The organism is Lentzea sp. NPDC036955 (assembly GCF_055608005.1).
Genome location: NZ_JBVJRC010000001.1, coordinates 689,335 through 705,923 on the forward strand (window position 1 = coordinate 689,335; position 16,589 = coordinate 705,923).

Annotated in this window: 16 protein-coding genes; 6 read left to right on the forward strand and 10 right to left on the reverse strand. The window is 72.6% G+C overall.

Annotated elements, in window-relative coordinates; translation table 11 throughout:
• The first annotated feature begins 73 nt into the window (after positions 1–73).
• Positions 74–631, forward strand: a complete 558-nt coding sequence (locus ACZ7CF_RS03350) for an ester cyclase (RefSeq protein ID WP_458433456.1) — start codon at positions 74–76, stop codon at positions 629–631.
• 44 nt (positions 632–675) lie between these two features.
• On the opposite strand, the gene ACZ7CF_RS03355 is transcribed toward ACZ7CF_RS03350, so the two are convergent.
• Positions 676–1,281 carry a response regulator gene (locus ACZ7CF_RS03355; protein WP_458433457.1) on the reverse strand — a complete coding sequence of 202 codons (606 nt, stop codon included), beginning with the start codon at positions 1,279–1,281 and terminating at the stop codon, positions 676–678.
• The gene (locus tag ACZ7CF_RS03360; protein ID WP_360402168.1) at positions 1,278–2,240 is read right to left on the reverse strand and encodes a sensor histidine kinase; all 963 of its coding nucleotides are present in this window, start codon (positions 2,238–2,240) and stop codon (positions 1,278–1,280) included. Before ACZ7CF_RS03360 ends, ACZ7CF_RS03355 begins: the two co-directional genes overlap by 4 nt.
• 111 nt (positions 2,241–2,351) lie before the next feature.
• Between ACZ7CF_RS03360 and ACZ7CF_RS03365 the strand changes: the two genes are divergently transcribed.
• On the forward strand, positions 2,352–2,840 hold the full coding sequence (locus tag ACZ7CF_RS03365) for a GlcG/HbpS family heme-binding protein (RefSeq protein ID WP_470368689.1): 489 nt from the start codon (positions 2,352–2,354) through the stop codon (positions 2,838–2,840).
• Between the two features lie 64 nt (positions 2,841–2,904).
• Here the strand turns inward: ACZ7CF_RS03365 and ACZ7CF_RS03370 are convergent, their stop codons facing one another.
• Positions 2,905–3,240: a hypothetical protein gene (locus tag ACZ7CF_RS03370; RefSeq protein ID WP_360401780.1), complete on the reverse strand. Its 336-nt coding sequence runs from the start codon at positions 3,238–3,240 to the stop codon at positions 2,905–2,907.
• Between the two features lie 119 nt (positions 3,241–3,359).
• Here ACZ7CF_RS03370 and ACZ7CF_RS03375 point away from each other — a divergent pair, with 119 nt between their 5' ends.
• Positions 3,360–4,211, forward strand: a complete 852-nt coding sequence (locus ACZ7CF_RS03375) for a class II glutamine amidotransferase (protein ID WP_360401777.1) — start codon at positions 3,360–3,362, stop codon at positions 4,209–4,211.
• A gap of 196 nt (positions 4,212–4,407) precedes the next feature.
• Here the strand turns inward: ACZ7CF_RS03375 and ACZ7CF_RS03380 are convergent, their stop codons facing one another.
• Positions 4,408–5,328, reverse strand: a complete 921-nt coding sequence (locus tag ACZ7CF_RS03380) for a LysR family transcriptional regulator (protein WP_360401792.1) — start codon at positions 5,326–5,328, stop codon at positions 4,408–4,410.
• Positions 5,328–5,864 (reverse strand): LuxR C-terminal-related transcriptional regulator, encoded by a 537-nt coding sequence (locus ACZ7CF_RS03385; protein WP_360401774.1) that lies wholly within the window; start codon positions 5,862–5,864, stop codon positions 5,328–5,330. Before ACZ7CF_RS03385 ends, ACZ7CF_RS03380 begins: the two co-directional genes overlap by 1 nt.
• A gap of 241 nt (positions 5,865–6,105) precedes the next feature.
• Between ACZ7CF_RS03385 and ACZ7CF_RS03390 the strand changes: the two genes are divergently transcribed.
• Positions 6,106–9,906 (forward strand): type I polyketide synthase, encoded by a 3,801-nt coding sequence (locus ACZ7CF_RS03390; protein WP_470368690.1) that lies wholly within the window; start codon positions 6,106–6,108, stop codon positions 9,904–9,906.
• On the opposite strand, the gene ACZ7CF_RS03395 is transcribed toward ACZ7CF_RS03390, so the two are convergent.
• The gene (locus tag ACZ7CF_RS03395; RefSeq protein ID WP_360401768.1) at positions 9,890–10,513 is read right to left on the reverse strand and encodes a TetR/AcrR family transcriptional regulator; all 624 of its coding nucleotides are present in this window, start codon (positions 10,511–10,513) and stop codon (positions 9,890–9,892) included. The genes ACZ7CF_RS03390 and ACZ7CF_RS03395 overlap by 17 nt on opposite strands.
• A gap of 445 nt (positions 10,514–10,958) precedes the next feature.
• Positions 10,959–12,650 (reverse strand): L-aspartate oxidase, encoded by a 1,692-nt coding sequence (locus tag ACZ7CF_RS03400; protein ID WP_360401765.1) that lies wholly within the window; start codon positions 12,648–12,650, stop codon positions 10,959–10,961.
• Positions 12,651–12,932: 282 nt separating this feature from the next.
• Here ACZ7CF_RS03400 and ACZ7CF_RS03405 point away from each other — a divergent pair, with 282 nt between their 5' ends.
• Positions 12,933–13,529, forward strand: coding sequence for a phosphoribosylanthranilate isomerase (locus ACZ7CF_RS03405; RefSeq protein WP_360401762.1), 597 nt, complete (start codon positions 12,933–12,935; stop codon positions 13,527–13,529).
• A 10-nt stretch (positions 13,530–13,539) separates the two neighbouring features.
• Here the strand turns inward: ACZ7CF_RS03405 and ACZ7CF_RS03410 are convergent, their stop codons facing one another.
• Positions 13,540–13,902, reverse strand: coding sequence for a DUF4406 domain-containing protein (locus ACZ7CF_RS03410; protein ID WP_470368691.1), 363 nt, complete (start codon positions 13,900–13,902; stop codon positions 13,540–13,542).
• A 48-nt stretch (positions 13,903–13,950) separates the two neighbouring features.
• Here ACZ7CF_RS03410 and ACZ7CF_RS03415 point away from each other — a divergent pair, with 48 nt between their 5' ends.
• Positions 13,951–14,691: a DeoR/GlpR family DNA-binding transcription regulator gene (locus tag ACZ7CF_RS03415; protein ID WP_470368692.1), complete on the forward strand. Its 741-nt coding sequence runs from the start codon at positions 13,951–13,953 to the stop codon at positions 14,689–14,691.
• On the opposite strand, the gene ACZ7CF_RS03420 is transcribed toward ACZ7CF_RS03415, so the two are convergent.
• Complete coding sequence (locus ACZ7CF_RS03420; protein ID WP_360401789.1) at positions 14,678–15,319, reverse strand: response regulator transcription factor; 642 nt, start codon at positions 15,317–15,319, stop codon at positions 14,678–14,680. The two genes, ACZ7CF_RS03415 and ACZ7CF_RS03420, sit on opposite strands and share 14 nt — an antisense overlap.
• On the reverse strand, positions 15,310–16,569 hold the full coding sequence (locus tag ACZ7CF_RS03425) for a sensor histidine kinase (protein ID WP_470368693.1): 1,260 nt from the start codon (positions 16,567–16,569) through the stop codon (positions 15,310–15,312). The genes ACZ7CF_RS03420 and ACZ7CF_RS03425 overlap by 10 nt, the downstream gene beginning before the upstream one ends.
• Between the last annotated feature and the right edge of the window lie 20 nt (positions 16,570–16,589).

Sequence of the window (16,589 nt, forward strand, 5' to 3'; positions counted from 1 at the left end):
GCCCACCACCCCTTGCTCGAACCCACGCCGTGGACCTACTTTAACCCACACCGTGGGTAAATGGAGGAGAGACATGCGATCGCGGTTCGACATGCCCGGTGAAGAGGTCCTGAAGGCGCGCGAGAAGCTCGTGCTCGACCACTTCCACGACGAGGTGGTGCACGACTGGGACGCGACCCTCTCGACGTTCCCGCACCCGCACTACGAGCTCATCGCGCAGATGGTCGTGCACGACGGCGACGAGGACGTGCGGCGGTACTACGCCGACACGCGCACGGCGTTCCCCGACCAGGACCACGAGCTGATCGCGTTGCGGCACAGCCACGACGCGGTGATCGTCGAGTTCTGGCTGCTGGGCACGCACCTCGGGCCGCTGGGCAAGATCCCGCCGACGGGCGGGAGGCACCGCACGCGCATGACGGCGTACTTCGTGTTCGACGAGGACGAGAACCTGGTCACCGAACGCGTCTACTTCGACCAGCTGACCGTCCTCAAGCAGGTGATCAGCGGCATCGACCGGCGCTCACCGCGCGGGCTCGCGAAGCTGCTCAAGGTGGTGAGGGGCATGCTCGCGATGTCCGGCGGCAAACCCGACCCGCGCCTCACCGCCACCACCCCACCCGCACTCTGACCCCCTGCTTCTGGCAGATGCCTGGGCAAGTAGGGGTGGAGGGGTTAGAGGCGGATCAGTTTGCGTTCCACGGCGGTCGTCACGGCCGCCGTGCGCGTCTCCACGCCGAGCTTGTCGAAGATCCGCACCAGGTGGGTCTTCACGGTGGCCTCGCTGATGAACAACGCCCTGGCGATCTCCCGGTTCGACAGGCCCTTGGCCAGGTGCTCCAGGATCTGCACCTCACGGCGGCTGAGCTTCGGCGCCGGACGGCGGACCTGGCTCAGCAGCCGTTGCGCGATGTCGGGCGACAGCACGGTCTGGCCGCTCGCCGCGGTGCGCACGGCGGCGGCGAGGTCCTCTGGCGCGCAGTCCTTGAGCAGGTAGCCGATCGCGCCGGCCTCAACAGCGCGCACGATGTCGGCGTCCGAGTCGTACGTCGTGAGCACCACGACCTGCGGCGGCGACGGCAGCGCGCGAATCCTCGTGGTGGCCTCGACACCGTCGATGCCCTTGCCCAGCTGGAGGTCCATCAGCACGACCTCCACAGTGGACGCGAGCTCGACGGCACGTTCACCGGTCGGTGCCTCCACCACCTCGAAGTCGCGCGACAGCAGTCCGACCAGTCCGAACCGGACCACCGGGTGGTCGTCGACCACCAGCACCCTCACGGCGTCGGCACCGTCACGGCCACGGCGGTTCCCTCCCCCGGCGCGCTCTCCACGGACACCGTGCCACCCAGTTCGGTGATGCGCCCGCGGATCGAGGCCAGGCCGTAGCCGCGGCCCTCCACCGGCACGACCGCGGCCGGGTCGAACCCGCGGCCGTCGTCCACCACGTCCAGCGTCACCGCGTCCCCCAGGTACGACAGCGTGATCGCCACCCGCGCGGCACGGGCGTGCTCGGCGGCGTTGGCCACGGCGCCCTGCGCGACCCGCAGCAGCGCCACCTCGGTCTGCACGCTCAACGGGTACGGCTCGCCGTCGACCTCGACGTGCGGGCACAGCCGGTGCAGCGCGTCGACCAGCGTGCCGCGGATCGGCGCGAGGTCGCGGACGAACCGGCGCGCCTCGGCGAGGCTGTCCCTGGCGACGGTGGCCGCGCGGTCGTGCTCTCCCAGCTCCAGCAGCAGGGTGATGCTGGAGAACCCCTGCGCCAGCGTGTCGTGGATCTCGCGGGCGACCCGCTGGCGTTCCTGCAGCGCCCCCGCCTCGCGCAGCAGCCGCGCCCGGTCGAAGAACACCGCCGCCGTCAGCACCGCCACCCCGATCGGCCCGAGCACGAGGCTGAGGTCGAACGCCGCCGCCAGCCGGATCTGCGCCAGCACCACCGCGCACGTCAGCACGCCCGCGATCGGCAGCGCGACCCGCGGCCGCAGCTGCCGCAGGCACTGGAAGAACAGCGGGATCGCGCACCACCCGAAGCTCGGCGCGACCCACACGAGCACCAGCCACACCGCGAGCACGACCGGCAACGCCCGCGTCCACCGCACCCCCGCCGGGTACGCGAGCCCCAGCGCCGCGGTCAGGCCGAGCACCAGCACGCCGGCGCCGTGGTACGTCGCGTACCGCGCCGCCGACGCCGTCAACAGCACGTAGAAGCCCGCGTGCATCGCCCGGTGCAGCCACACGTCGGCGACTGTAGGCGAGCGGTGCCGGTGCGCGGGTCAACCGATGGGTTGAACGCCGGTTCAACCGTCACCACCAGGTTCCCGCTGCTCCCGTTCGCGATCGTGGAGCACATGGACATCAAGAAGATCGCAGTCGCCACCCTCGTCGTGCTGACCGTCGGCGGCGGCTACGCGGCCGCCGACCAGCGCACCACGACCCGCACCGAGAAGGTGCTGACCATCGACGCCGCCGTCCGCGCCGCCCAGGCCACCCTCGACGCGGCCGAGAAGGAGAACCAGCGGGTCACGGTCGCCGTCGTCGACCGCGGCGGCGACCTGGTCGTGCTGCTCGCGGGCGACGGCGCCGGCCCGCAGACCGAGGAGTCAGCGCGGCGCAAGGCGTTCACCGCGGTGTCGTTCGGCGCGCCGACCTCGGAGCTCGCCGGTCGCGTGACCGGGCAGGGCGCGACGCTGCGGGACATCCCGGGGACGCTGTTCCTGGGCGGCGGGGTGCCGGTGGCCGTGGACGGCACGCCGGTCGCGGGCATCGGGGTCGGCGGGGCGCCCAGCGGTGACCTGGACGAGAAGTTCGCACGGGCGGGACTTGCGACGCTGCGCTGACAGGGGGCGTCAGGGGTGCTGGCGGGGCCGCCAGTCCCGGCGCGTGCCGTGCCGAGCGGCCCGGTCAGTCCTGGTGTTCCCGTGCGTGGCGGGCCACGTGCCGCCCCGGTTCCGGCCGCTTCGCCATCAGCAGCACCACGACGGCGGTGATGAGCCCGAGCGTGGCCAGCACGGCGGCCACGGCGCGGGCACCGGGGTGGTCGAGGACCAGCGTGCAGATCGTCAACGCCAGCACCACGGCGGCGATCGGGCCGATGACGGCGATGTGGCCGGCGGGCTCGGTGCGGTCCTCGCGCTGGTCCAGCGGGGCGAGCGGCGGGAGCTGGGCGACGGGCTCGAAGGGCGCCATCGTCTCGACCGTCTCGAAGTGCCCGCGGGAGGGCAGGTGAGGAGGCGTCACGTACGCACCTTTGGTCGGGGGCCGAAAACCATCGTGCCCGACGCGGGCACGCCGGGGCAAACCTCGCACCGGCACCCGGCGCCGTGGTCCCATGTGCGGCGGAACGACAGGAGGTCGACATGTGCCGGTGGCTCGCCTACTCCGGTTCACCGGTGTTGCTGGAGGACATCCTCTACCGGCCGGAGAACTCGCTCGTCATGCAGAGCAAGCACGCCCGGCTCGGCGCGACGGCGGTGAACGGCGACGGGTTCGGCATCGGCTGGTACGGCGCGGTCACCGGCACGCCGGGGCTGTTCCTCAGCACCGAGCCGGCGTGGAACGACCGCAACCTGCGCGAGCTGGCGGCGCAGATCACCGCGGACCGGGTGTTCGCGCACGTCCGGGCGTCGACGGGGGCCGCGGTGCAGCGCACGAACTGTCACCCGTTCCGGTACAAGAACTGGCTGTGGATGCACAACGGGCTCATCGCGAAGTTCCCGCTGGTGCGCCGCGAGCTCGCGCTGGCCGTGACGCCGGAGCTGTACCCGCTGATCGAGGGGTCCACGGACTCGGAGGTCATGTTCTACCTGGCCGTCGGGTTCGGCCTGGAGCAGGACCCGACGGGCGCGGTGGCGCGGATGGTGGCGTTCGTCGAGGACGTCGGCCACCGCAACGGGGTCGAGTTCCCGGTCCAGATGACGGTCGCGACCACGGACGGCACGACCACGTGGGCGTTCCGCTACTCCAGCCGCGGCAGGTCGCGCAGCCTCTTCCACAGCGCGGACCTGTCGACGTTGCGCGACCAGTACCCGGACAACCCGGCGTTGCACGACCTCGCGGACGGGTCGCGGCTGATCGTGTCCGAACCGCTGGGCGACCTGCGCGGGGCGTGGCTGGAGGTGCCGGAGTCGACGTGCGTCGTCGTCCGGGCCGGGGTGGAGGAGTTCTTCCCGTTCCGGCCGGAGGCCTCGGCGCTGGTGCCGCGCGGCTGAGCCGGAGCAGGACCGCGCCGAGACCGTCAGTCACGCGACAACGGCTGCGCGCACAGACGTCCTACCGTCCCACCACCGCCGGCCCAGCGGTGAGCGCACGTGTCACCGCCGGGCCCGCCGGTCACCCGATCAGAAATCCCTGTTCCTCGATCGCACGGTCATACGACCACCGTTCCTCCTGTTCTCGAACGAACGATCAGCAGCGCTGCACGGTCGCGAGCGCCGCCGCCGCACCGAGTGCCCTGAGCACCGCCGCGAGGTGCGGTGCTTCTTCACTTCCCCGTCGCACGGCCGCGAACACGTGCCGGGTGGGTTGTTCCGCGTCGAGCACCCTGATCACCACGTCCTCGGGCGGTGCAGCGGTGATCAGCCGGGGCACCAGAGCGAGGCCCAGCCCGAGTCCCACCGCGCCCAGCGTCGTGTCCCAGTCGGCGATCTCGTGCACGATCTCCGGCGTGAACCCGGCGGTGACGCACGCGGCGAACGAGATGTCGCGGCACGTGCCGGGGGTGGGGAAGATCCACGCCTCGCCGGACAGGTCCGCCAGCCGCACCACCGGCGCGTCCGCCAGCGGGTGGCCCACCGGCAGCGCCACGTCGAACCGCTCGGCGAACAGCGCGAGCCGGTGGAACCGCCGGTCGGTCGCCGCCGGGCTCTCCTTGGACTCCACGCTCAGCACGACGTCGACGTCCCCGCGCACCAGCTGGTCGAACGAGTGCGGCGGATCGGACTCCACCAGCCGCACCACCACCCCGGGCAGGGTGTCGCGCAGCTCGCGCACCGCGGGCAGCACGAGCCCGGACAACGTGGCCGCGAACCCCGCGACCCGCACCTCGGCCACCGAGCCCTCCGAGTAGGCCGCGAGGTCGGCCTGCACCCGTTCCAGCTCGGCGAAGATCTCGTTGGCGCGCCTGAGCAGCACGCGGGCGGCGTCGGTGAGGCGCACCCGGCGGCCCGCGGGCTCGACCAGCCGGACCCCCGCCTCCTTCGACAGCGACACGAGCTGCTGGGACACGGCCGACGGCGTGAGGTGCAACGCCTGGGCCACCGCGGCGACGGTGCCCCGCTCGTCGAGTTCGCGCAGCATCCGCAGCTTGCGGACGTCCAGGTCTGCCATCACGCGGCCAGCGCGCCGGCTAGCTGGGCCCTGCGGTGGATCCCGAGCTTGCGGTAGATGCTCGTGATGTGCAGCTCCACCGCGCGGACCGACACCCGGAACCTGGAAGCGATCTCACGGTTGGTCCGGCCGTCCACGATGAGCGTGGCGATGCGCTGCTCGTGCGCTGTCAGCGCGCGGCTCCCCATCGAGGATCCGGATGGGCGGGAAGCCATAGGAATTCCCGATTGCTGCGGCTCCGCCTCCTTTCCGGACGGACCGGGAAGGCCGTCGAGGAACCCGCGCCATTCACGAATCCTGATACCGCGCAACAACTTTCCGCGAACGTACGGATCGGCGGCCACCAAACGGCGGACAGTGACGTCGTCCTCGGCCTCGCACAGCAGCAACCCACCGGACTCGTCGGCGTACGGGCCACCCCCCAGCAGGACCCCGCGCCCCGCCAGCTCTTCCCAGTACCGCCGGTGAGCGGGCCGAACGCCGGCTAACCGCTCGTGTTCCGGCCCGAACACCATCTCGACGACAAAGCGCGCCATGCCGATCCCCCCTGCCGAAGCGTTGACCGCACCAGTGAGTACGTCAGTACAAACTTGAACGCAAGACCTAGTTTGAGTGTAGGTGCCCCGGTTCCATCCTGCGAGACCGAGCTTCACCGCATTGCCCGAGTACACCGGCAATTGCGTACTTTCACTACCAGGAGGCGCGACGCAGCGGCTAAACTTGACTCCGGGTACATAGTTGTACTGGGAACCACTTTGAACCCAACTCGGGGGAAACTTGACACGCCGCAACGCCTCCAGCACCTCGGGAACCACTACCGGACCCGGTGCTCGGACCGGATCGGCGGGTGCCCCTGCACGGGACCGCGCGGTCGCCGTCGCCGGGATGGCCTGCCGCTTACCCGGCGCCGGGTCGGTCGGTGCCTTCTGGGACCTGCTGCTCGGCAACACCGACGCGATCACCGAGATCCCGCGCGACCGGTTCGACGTCGACGACCACTACTCACCGGAACCCGCTCCGGGTAGGACGATCTCGCGCCACGGCGGGTTCCTCGCAGATGTCCGCGGTTTCGACGCGGAGTTCTTCGGCATCTCCCCGCGCGAGGCCCGCGCCATGGACCCGCAGCAACGCCTGCTGCTGGAGGTCGCCTGGGAGGCCCTGGAGGACGCCGGAATCCGGCCGTCCGGGCTCGCCGGGCGCCGGGTCGGCGTCTTCGTCGGGCAGGCGACCGCCGAGTACGGCAAGGCCAGCCGCAGTGCCGGCAACCACGACGTGCGCCACGCGGCCGGCGGTGAGCTGCGCGCGGTGACGTCCGGCCGGCTGTCCTACGCGCTGGACCTGCGCGGGCCGTCGATCACGGTCGACACGGCCTGCTCGTCCTCGCTGGTGGCCGTGCACAACGCCCGGCAGGCGCTGCTCGCGGGCGAGTGCGACCTCGCGGTCGCGGCCGGGGTCAACGTGATCCTGCTGCCCGACGACGCGATCGCCTACTCGCAGGCCGCGATGCTCGCACCCGACGGCCGGTGCAAGTTCGGGTCGGTGAACGCGAACGGCTTCGTGCGCAGCGAGGGCGTCGGCGCGGTCGTGCTGGAACGCCACGCCGACGCCGTCGAGCACGGCGACCGGGTGCGTGCCCTGCTGCTCGGGAGCGCGATCAGCAACGACGGCAGGGGCAGCGGCCTGCTGCTGCAACCGGCGGTGCGCGGTCAGGTCGAGATGCTCCAGGCGGCGTACCGCGACGCCGGCCTCGATCCGTCCACTGTGGACTACATCGAGGCGCACGGCACCGGCACGAGCGTCGGCGACCGGGTCGAGCTGACGGCGCTGGCCGAGGTCGCGGGCACCGGCAGGGAGCACCCGCTGCTGCTGGGGTCGGTGAAGAGCAACATCGGCCACACCGAGGCCACCGCGGGCATCGCCGGGCTGATCAAGGCCGTGCTGGTCGCCGAGCACCGGACCGTGCCCGCCTCGCTGCACGCGCAGGTGCAGGCCGAGCAGCTCACCGGTGCCCCGATGCGGGTCGTCACCCGCAACCAGCCGCTGACCGCCGAGCACCCGGTGGTCGGCGTCAGCTCCTTCGGCATCTCCGGCACCAACGTGCACGCGGTGCTGACCTCGCCACCGCCGGGGGAGCCCGCGGCGGAACCCGACGGCCGTCCCCGCGTGCTCACGCTGTCCGCGAAGAGCGGGGCCGCGTTGCGCGAGTCCGCGCAGGCGCACCTGGCGCACCTGCGGGAGACCGACGCGGTGCGGGACGTCTGCCACACCGCGTCCGTGCGGCGCGACCACCACGAGCACCGGCTCGCGGTCTCCGGCGTGAGCACCGCCGAGCTGCTGGCCGGGCTGCGGGCGTTCCTCGCGGGCGCCGAGGCGAAGGGCGCGGTGGCGGGCCGGGCGGCCGACCGGCCGAAGGTCGTGTTCCTGTTCCCCGGCCAGGGGTCGCAGTGGCGCGGCATGGGCCGGGAGCTGCACGCGGTCTCCCCCGCGTTCCGGGAGGCGCTGCTGGAGTGCGACGCGGCCGTGCGCGAGGAGGCCGGCTGGTCGGTCGTGGACGTGCTGCTCGGCGACGCGCCGTGGCCGGAGGCGCTGTCGGTGCTGCAACCCGTGCTGTGGGCGGTGCAGGTGGCGCTGGCAGCGCACTGGCGGTCGTGGGGCGTCGAACCGGACGTCGTGGTGGGGCACAGCATGGGCGAGGTGGCCGCGGCCCAGGTGTCCGGCGCGCTCACGGTGCGCGCCGCGGCGGCGGTGATCTGCCGGCGCAGCGCGGCGATGCAGGAGACCGCGGGCAGCGGCGCGATGCTGTGGGCCGAGCTGTCAGCCGAACGCGCGGAGGGCCTGGTCGACCGGTACCGCGGCGAGGTGTGCGTGGCGGCGGACAACTCGCCCGGCACGTGCGTGCTGGCCGGGCCCGCGGAGCTGATGGCGGGTGTGGCGGAGGACCTGGACGCGTTCGGCATCGCCTGCCGGCCGGTGCGCGACGTCGACGTGGCGTCGCATTCGCCGTTGATGGACAAGGTCGCGACGGCGCTGCGCGAGCAACTGGAGGACCTGCGCCCGAACGCACCGCAGGTCGACTTCCGGTCCACCGTGGAGCACGGCAGGCGCGAGCTCGACGCCGCGTACTGGGCGGACAACGTGCGGCGCACGGTGCGGCTCAACGACACCGTGCGCCGGGTGCTCGCCGACGCCCGCACCGCCGTGGTGCTGGAGGTCAGCCCGCACCCGGTGCTGCTGACCGCCGTCGCGGAGATCGGGGAGGCGGCGGGCTGGACCGGCACGGGCGTGCCGACGCTGCTGCGCGACGAGCCCGAGCTGCGCGCGGTCACGGCGGCGCTGGGCGCGCTGCACGTCGCGGGCGTGCCGGTCGACTGGGCGAGCCGCCAGGGCGACGGCCGGTGCGTGCCGCTGCCCGCCTACCCGTGGCAGCACCAGGACTACTGGTTCGAGTCGTTCACCGCCGACACCGAGGTCGTCCGCGAGGTCGACGTGGCCTCCCTCGGCGTGGCAGAGGCGTTGCGGGGCCTGCGGTTCCGCGGTCTCACACCGCTGCCGGCGGCCGTGCTGTTCGAGGCCGTGCTATCGGTCGTGCGCGGCACCGGCACCACGCACACGTTGCGCAACATCCGCTTCCACGAGCTGTGCACGGTCGATCCCGACGCGCTGCCGTCCCTGACGGTCACGGTGCGGCCGGAACGCGGTGGCGTGCGGGCGTTCACCGTGCACACCGACGAGGGCGTGCGGTGCGTGAGCGGTGAGGTGGAACGCGGGGGCGCGGTCGCCTCGTCCGGGCTGGACTGGGCGCTGGCGCGGTGCCGGGAGTACGTGCGCGACAGCGACTTCCGCGACCTCGCCGCCCGGCAGGGGTACGAGTTCGAGGGGCCGTTCCGCGCGCTGCGGCAGGCGTGGCGCGGGCAGGACGCGGCGGTCGCCAGGTTCACGCCGGGAACGGCGGCGGGGCCGGTGGTGCTGGAGACCGGCATGCAGGCCGTGCTGCTGGCACTGGGCACCGCGGTCGTGCCGCTGGGCGTCGAACGGGTGCGGGTCACCGGCAGGGCGAGCGGCGAGTTCTGGGCGGTCGCCCGCAAGCGGCGTGGCAAGCCGGTCGTCGACGTGCGGTTGTTCGACGCCGAGCACGAGTGCTTCGCCGAGCTGAGCGGCGTCACCGTGCGCACCGGCACCGCCGGGCCGTTCGCGGGACTGGTCAACGGTGTGGCAGGTCTGCTGCGCACGGCCCGCACCCGGCGGCCGCGACCCGAGCCGGCCCGGGAACCGGTCCCGGTCGCCGCCACCGTCCCCGTCGTCCCGGCCGTCCCCGCCGTCCCGGCCCTCGCGGACGAACCGGCCGGGCAGACGGTGGACGCGGTGCTGGAGCACGTGGCGGCGGTGCTGGGCACGACACCGGACCGGGTGGACACCCGGCGGGCGTTGCGCGACCTGGGCCTCGACTCCCTGATGGCCGCGCAGCTCGCCGCACGCCTGAAGAAGGCGTTCGGGCGGACCGTGCCCGCCGCCCTGCTGCTGGGGCCGGAGGAGGTGGGCGCGCTCGCCGACCGCCTGCTGGCTAGCGGTCCGGCCTGACCAGAACGCCGTGCATCAGCACCCGCAGGGTCGTGACGAGCTCGTTCGCCAGCGTCGTCGGCTGCTTGCCGCGGCCGACGTACCGGTAGAGCGTGCCCAGGTAGACGTCCCGCAGCATGTTGCCGACGAGGATCGGGTCGACGTGGTCCCCCACGTCACCCGCGTCCTTGCCGGCGCTGACGATCTCGGCGAACAACGGCGTCGCGTACGGCTCCTCGAAGATGGGGTGGCCGCACCGCACCCAGGCCGCGAGCATGACCTGCGTGGTGCGCCACTCCAGCTTGTTGATCCGCGCGAGCGCGCGCATGCAGTTCTCCAGCGAGGACAGCACGTCGTTGCCGCCGCCCGCGATGGCACCGAGCTCCGCCCGCAGCGTCTCCCTGCGCCGCGTGCCCCACGCGGCGATGACCTCCTCCTTCTTCTCGAAGTAGTTGAAGAAGGTGCCCCGCGCGACATCGGCCCGTTCGGTGATGTCCTCGATCGAGGTCTCGTCGTAGCCCTGCTCGGTGAACAGGTCGAGCGCCGCCGTGTACAGCCGCTCGTACATGGCCCGCTTGTGCCGCTCACGCCTCCCGACGGCCTGAGTCGGCTCCGCGGGCTCGGCCACGCGTCGCGTCCCCGCCATACGTGAACCCCCGTCTAAGTGTGTACCGCAGTACAGGCTAGCGGTACGCCGCGCCCGGAAGTACCGCCCGATGGTGCGATCACACTCTGCTACGAATGCGTGCTCCAGTGGTGGATGCCGGTACCGCGAGTGTCGCAATGCCGCCCAACGTACGCACCGCCAGGAGTGTGTTGCCACCACGTCCGGCGCCTTTCCCGGTCACCTGTGCTCAGCGACCAGGTGAACGCAGAAGATCACGCGCACCGCCGTGAGCGCCAGGGGCGGTGTCCCGCCAGGGCCGTCGCGCCCCTCGCGGTGGAGCGGGTCTCAGGCCCTCCACCGGTTCCGTGCTCGCTGGAACGAGTCCTCTTCGTCCTCTTCGCACTTTTCGCCGTCGAGGTGGTCGTGCCCGGACCGGGCGGGAGCCCGCGCTCCCGCCCGGCGGCGGTCACTCCACCAGCTTGCCCGCCGTGTCGACCTCGCGCATCAGCGCCGCGATCTCCTCGGGCACCGGCGGGATCTCCTCCCGCTCCACCCGTCCCGGCCCCGACCACACCAGGTTGACCTGCAACGCGGGGTCGAGCTCCGGGTGGTCGGACCGGTTGTGGCAGCCGCGGGTCTCCCGGCGTTCCAGCGCGCACTCCAGGGTCGCGCGGGCCGCCAGCGCCGAGGCCTTGAGGTCGAACGCGTGCGCCAGGTCCTGGTGGCCGGCGAGGTCCGGGTGCACGCCGACCTGCTCGATGCGCGCCTCCAGCTCGTCGAGCTCCGCCAACCCCTTGCGCAGCCCGGCTTCGTCGCGCACCACGCCCGCGTGCTCGGTCATCGTGTTGCGCAGCGACCGTTGCAACGCGCGGACGTTCTCCGGGCCGTCGGCGGCCAGCAGCGCGTCCACCTCGGCCCGTGCCTCGGCCAGTGCGGCGTGCGAACGGTGTTGTGCCGTCAGGGAAGCCGAGTACTCGGCGGCGGCCTCGCCGACGATCCGGCCGTAGACCAGCAGCTCGATGAGCGAGTTGCCACCCAGCCGGTTCGCGCCGTGCAGACCGCTCGACGCCTCACCGATGGCGAACAGGCCGTCCACACCGGTCGAGTGGTCCGACGGCGACACCCACACCCCGCCCATGGAGTAGTGGGCGGTCGGCGCGATCTCGACCGGTTCGCGGGTGATGTCCTTCATCTGCAGCTCCAGCAACGTCTGGTAGACGCGCGGGAGGCGCCGCATGATCTGCTCGCGCGGCAGGTGGGACACGTCGAGCCACACACCGCCGTTCGGGGTGCCGCGGCCCTCCTTGATCTCCGTGTACGCGGCGAGCGCCACCCGGTCGCGGGTGGACAGTTCCCTCCGGGCCGGGTCGTAGCGGTCCATGAACCGCTCGCCCAGCGCGTTCGTGAGGATTCCGCCCTCGCCGCGCGCCGCCTCGGACACCAGCGTGCCGGCCGCGTTCTCCGGTTCCAGCAGGCCGGACGGGTGGAACTGCACGAGCTCGGGGTCGCGGATGCGGCCGCCGGCGAGCACGGCCAGCCGGAACGAGTCGCCGGTGTTCTCGTCACGGCGCGACGACGTGCGCCGCCAGATGCGGGTGTGGCCACCGGCGGCGAGGATCACGACGTCGGCGTGGAAGACGTACCGCGTGCCGTCGGTCAGGTCGAACCCGTAGGCGCCGAAGACCACGTTGTCCCGCACCAGGATGCGGGTGACATAACACGAGTCGAGGACGGGGACGCCCAGCTGCGCGGCCCGGTTGACGAGCGTGCGCTGGATCTCCAGCCCGGTGTAGTCGCCGGCGAACGACGTGCGCCGGAACGTGTGCGCGCCGAAGAACCGCTGCGAGATGCGCCCGTCGTCCTCGCGCGCGAACGGCATGCCCCAGCGTTCCAGGTCGGCGATGCCGCGCGGGGCCTGCTCGGCGACGACCCGGACGATCTCCGGGTTCGCGAGCAGGTAGCTCTCCTTGACGGTGTCCGCTGCGTGCTGCTGCCAGGTGTCGGCCTCGTCCATCGTGCCGAGCGCCGCGTTGATGCCGCCCGCGGCGAGCGCGGTGTGCGCGTCGGACTTCGGCCGCTTCCCGACGACCGTCACGTCCACGCCGCGTTCGGCGAGCTCGATGGCGGCGCGCAGCCCCGCGCCCCCGGTTCCGATCACCAACACCGATGTGGCGACTTGCTTTTCTGTCATCACGGCCTCCGTTGCCCGTTGGTTCCATTAACCAGGACCGGACAGCGCATGCGCTTGTGACTGTTAGCCGCGCGACACCGCGAGCCGCGTCACGTGTGCCGCCCTGAGCAGCTCGCCAACTCAACATCAACAGGCACTTCTCCACTGCCAACAGCGCCGCCGGCCGTCCGTGGTCCGGCCGGTGGCGGGGTGAGTTGGTGGTACTTGCAGATGCCTGAGCAACAGGGGGCGAGAGCATAGGATTGGGGTGTGTTCGTGAAGCTCTGCGGTCTGCGCACCGAAGCCGATGTCGACGTCGCGGTCGCGACGGGGGCCGACGCGGTCGGGTTCGTGCTGACCGCCAGCCCCCGCCGCATCGACGTGGACCTGGCCCGCCGTCTGGTGGCCGCGGTGCCGGACCACGTGCTGACCGTGGCCGTCGTGCGCGGCATCCCCGCCGGCGAGGCGGGTGAGCTGGCTCTGCGGACCGGCGTGCGCGCGTTGCAGCTGCACGGCGACTACCCGAAGGAGTCGTTCGACGAGCTGAGCGGCCACCCGTTCACGCTCGTGCGGGCGACCGCACTGGGCCCGGACACGGACGTGCGCACCGGCGCGTTCGGCGAGCAGCTGCTGCTGATCGACTCCCCGGTCGCGGGCTCCGGCGAGCAGTGGGACGTCACCCGCCTCGCGGACCGCCGCCCGGAGGGCACCTGGGTGCTGGCGGGCGGCCTGTCGCCGGAGACCGTCGCCGACGCGGTCGCGGTGGCACGGCCGTGGGGCGTGGACGTGTCCAGCGGCATCGAGTCCAGCCGCGGGGTCAAGGACCACGGCCGCATGCGCGAGTTCGTCGCCGCCGCCCGCGCCTGAACGCGGCGCGTCAGGCCGCGCGGTAGCCGGGGATGTCCTCGACCCGGTGGTAGACCGGCAGACCGCGTTCCCAGGCGATCCGCACGTCCTGGTCGGCGCCGGTCGACGCACCGGGCAGCCGCAGCACCGCGTCGCACTTCTCGAGCAGGCGCTGCGCCGTCGGGTACATGATCCCCTCGGCCACCGGATCGGCCGGGGAGCTGCCGCCCGCGCCGCGCAGCACCGGCAGCGCCACCCATTCACCGATCATCGGCACGTGGCCGCTGCGGAAGATCGGCCACGCGGCCTCCTCCAGGCGTTCGAGGTTGCGCGCCATCAGGTCCGGGTCGTCCCCGGTGCCGGAGCGGTAGGGGCCGGCGATCAGGATCAGCATGCCCCGACCATAATGTGCAAGACTCGGCAAAAACAAGGAGAAACGTGCATGCTTGCCGCTCAACGCCGTGACCTGCTGCTCGAACGCCTGCGCACCGACGGCCGGATCGTCGCCAAGGAACTCGCCGCGGAGGTCGGCCTGTCCGAGGACACGATCCGCCGCGACCTGCGCGACCTCGCGGCGGCCGGGCTGTGCCAGCGCGTCTACGGCGGCGCGTTGCCCGCCTCGCCCGCGGTCGCCGACTACACCACGCGGCAGGAGGTGTCGGTGCCCGGCAAGCAGCGGGTCGCCGCGGCGGCAGCGGCGCTGGTCGAACCGGGCAGCACCGTGATCATCGACGGTGGCACGACCGCACTGGCCGTCGTGCGGGCGTTGCCGTCGGACTTGCGCGCCACGGTCGTCACGCACAGCCCGACGGTCGCAAGTGCGTTGGAGCACCACGAGAACGTGGACGTCTACGTGATCGGTGGCCGGCTGTTCAAGCATTCGATGGTCGCGTGCGGCGCCGCGGCGGTGGAGGCCGCCCAGGGCGTGCACGCCGACCTGTTCCTGCTGGGCGTCACCGGTGTGCACCCGGAGGCAGGGCTGACGACCGGGGACGCGGACGAGGCGGCGATGAAACGCGCGCTGGCCCACCGGGCGGCGGACACCTACGTGCTGGCGAGCGCGGAGAAGATCGGTGCGGCGTCGCGGTTCTCGGTGCTGCCGCTGGAGGAGGTCGCCGGGGTCGTCACCGACGCGGACGACGACGTCGTGCGCGCCCTGCCCGTGCCGGTCATCCGCTCCTGACGGTGCGCAGGTAGGTCAGCACGGCCATGACCCGCCGGTTGACGTCGTCGTCCGGCGGCAGGCCGAGCTTCGCGAGGATGTTGCCGACGTGCTTGCCCACCCCGGCGTCCGACAACGTGAGCCGGCGGGCGATGGCGGCGTTGGAGTGCCCTTCGGCGAGCAGCCCGAGCACCTCGGTCTCGCGGGCGGACAGCGTCGCGAGCGGGGAGCGCCGGACGAGTCCGCGCACCACCTCGGGGTCGATGACCGTGCCGCCCGCGACGACGTGCCGCAGCTTCGCGACGAACTCCTCGACGTCGGCCACCCGGTCCTTGAGCAGGTAGCCGACGCGGTCGCCGCTGTCGATGAGGTCGGCGGCGTGCCGGTGCTCGACGTACTGGCTGAGCACCACGACCGGCAGCCCGGGGTGGTCGCGGCGCAACGCGAGCGCGGCCCGCAGTCCCTCGTCGGTGAAGTCCGGCGGCATGCGGATGTCGGTCAGCACCAGGTCCGGGCCGTGCTCGGTCACGGCGGCCCGCAGCGCCTCCGCGTCCCCGACCGCCGCCACCACCTCGAACCCGAACCGGCCCAGCAGACCGGTGAGCCCTTCGCGCAGCAGCACGCCGTCCTCGGCGAGGACTACTCGGATCGGCACGGGATCTCCACGCGCAGTCGGGTCGGGCCACCGGTCGGGCTGGACAGCAGCATTCTCCCGCCCACCACCGCGACCCGGTCGGCCAGCCCGGTCAGACCGGTGCCGCCGGCCGGGTCGGCACCGCCGTGCCCGTTGTCGACGACCTCGACGACGAGCGCGGGCCCCTCCTGCCGTGCCTGGACTTGCGCCTCGGTCGCCTGCGCGTGCTTGGCCACGTTCGTGAGCGCTTCGGACACCACGAAGTACGCCGCCGACTCGACGGCTGCGGGCAGGCGGGTGAGGTCCGCGCTGACGGTGACGGGCAGCGGCATCCGGTCGGCGAGGTCGTCCAGCGCGGCTGCCAGGCCGTGGTCGGTGAGCACCTGCGGGTGGATGTCGCGGATGAGCTCGCGCAGCTCCGCCATCAGCTCCTTGGCCTGCTCGTGCGCCGCCGCGACGTTCTCGTTGCCCGGCAGGTCGACGCGGGCCAGCCCGAGCTGGATCGTGAGGCTGACCAGCCGCTGCTGCGCGCCGTCGTGCAGGTCGCGTTCGATGCGGCGCCGCTCGGCCTCGAACGCGTCGACCAGCCGTGCCCGCGAGGCCGACACCTCGACCAGCTCGGCACGCAGGTCGCCGCGACCGCCGAGCAGCTCCCGCGCCAGCTGGGCCTGCACACCGGTGATCCCGGCCGCGAGGTAGGTGAGCGCCACCAGCCCGGCCAGCCCGACCGCGGTGCACGCCCACGCCTCCGCGGCCGTGCCGACCTCCCAGAACAGCACGGCCACCGGCCCGTCCACGACCAGGGCCGGCATCAGCGCGAACGCCACCACCAGCAGGAACAGCACGAAGAAGGCCGAGGACACCACCGGCACGACCGTCGCCAGCAGGCACGTGTGGGCGACCTCCCGCCACATCGCCGCCTCGCCGTAGCGGTGCAGGCCCGCCGCGCGGTCGCCGGTCGTGATCGGCCTGGTGTCGACGAGCCGCACCCGCGCCCGTTCCACCTTCGCGAGCTGCGTCGCCAGCACCGGGACAACGGTCGCGGCCAGCACGCCGAGCGCCGCCGACAACACCGCGGCGGGACTCGGCCCCTTGGTCGCGATCGGTTGCCACAGCAGCACGACGAGCGCGAGCGGTGCCCCCGCGACCAACGCCACCGGCAGGTTCGTGACCAGGTACCACAGCGACCGCCACGGCCAGCCGCCCAGCAGGAACCCGCGGCCGGTCACCGCGTCGAGCACCGTCACCGGCGCGCCCTCCCCCATGCGCCCAGGGTAGGCCCAGC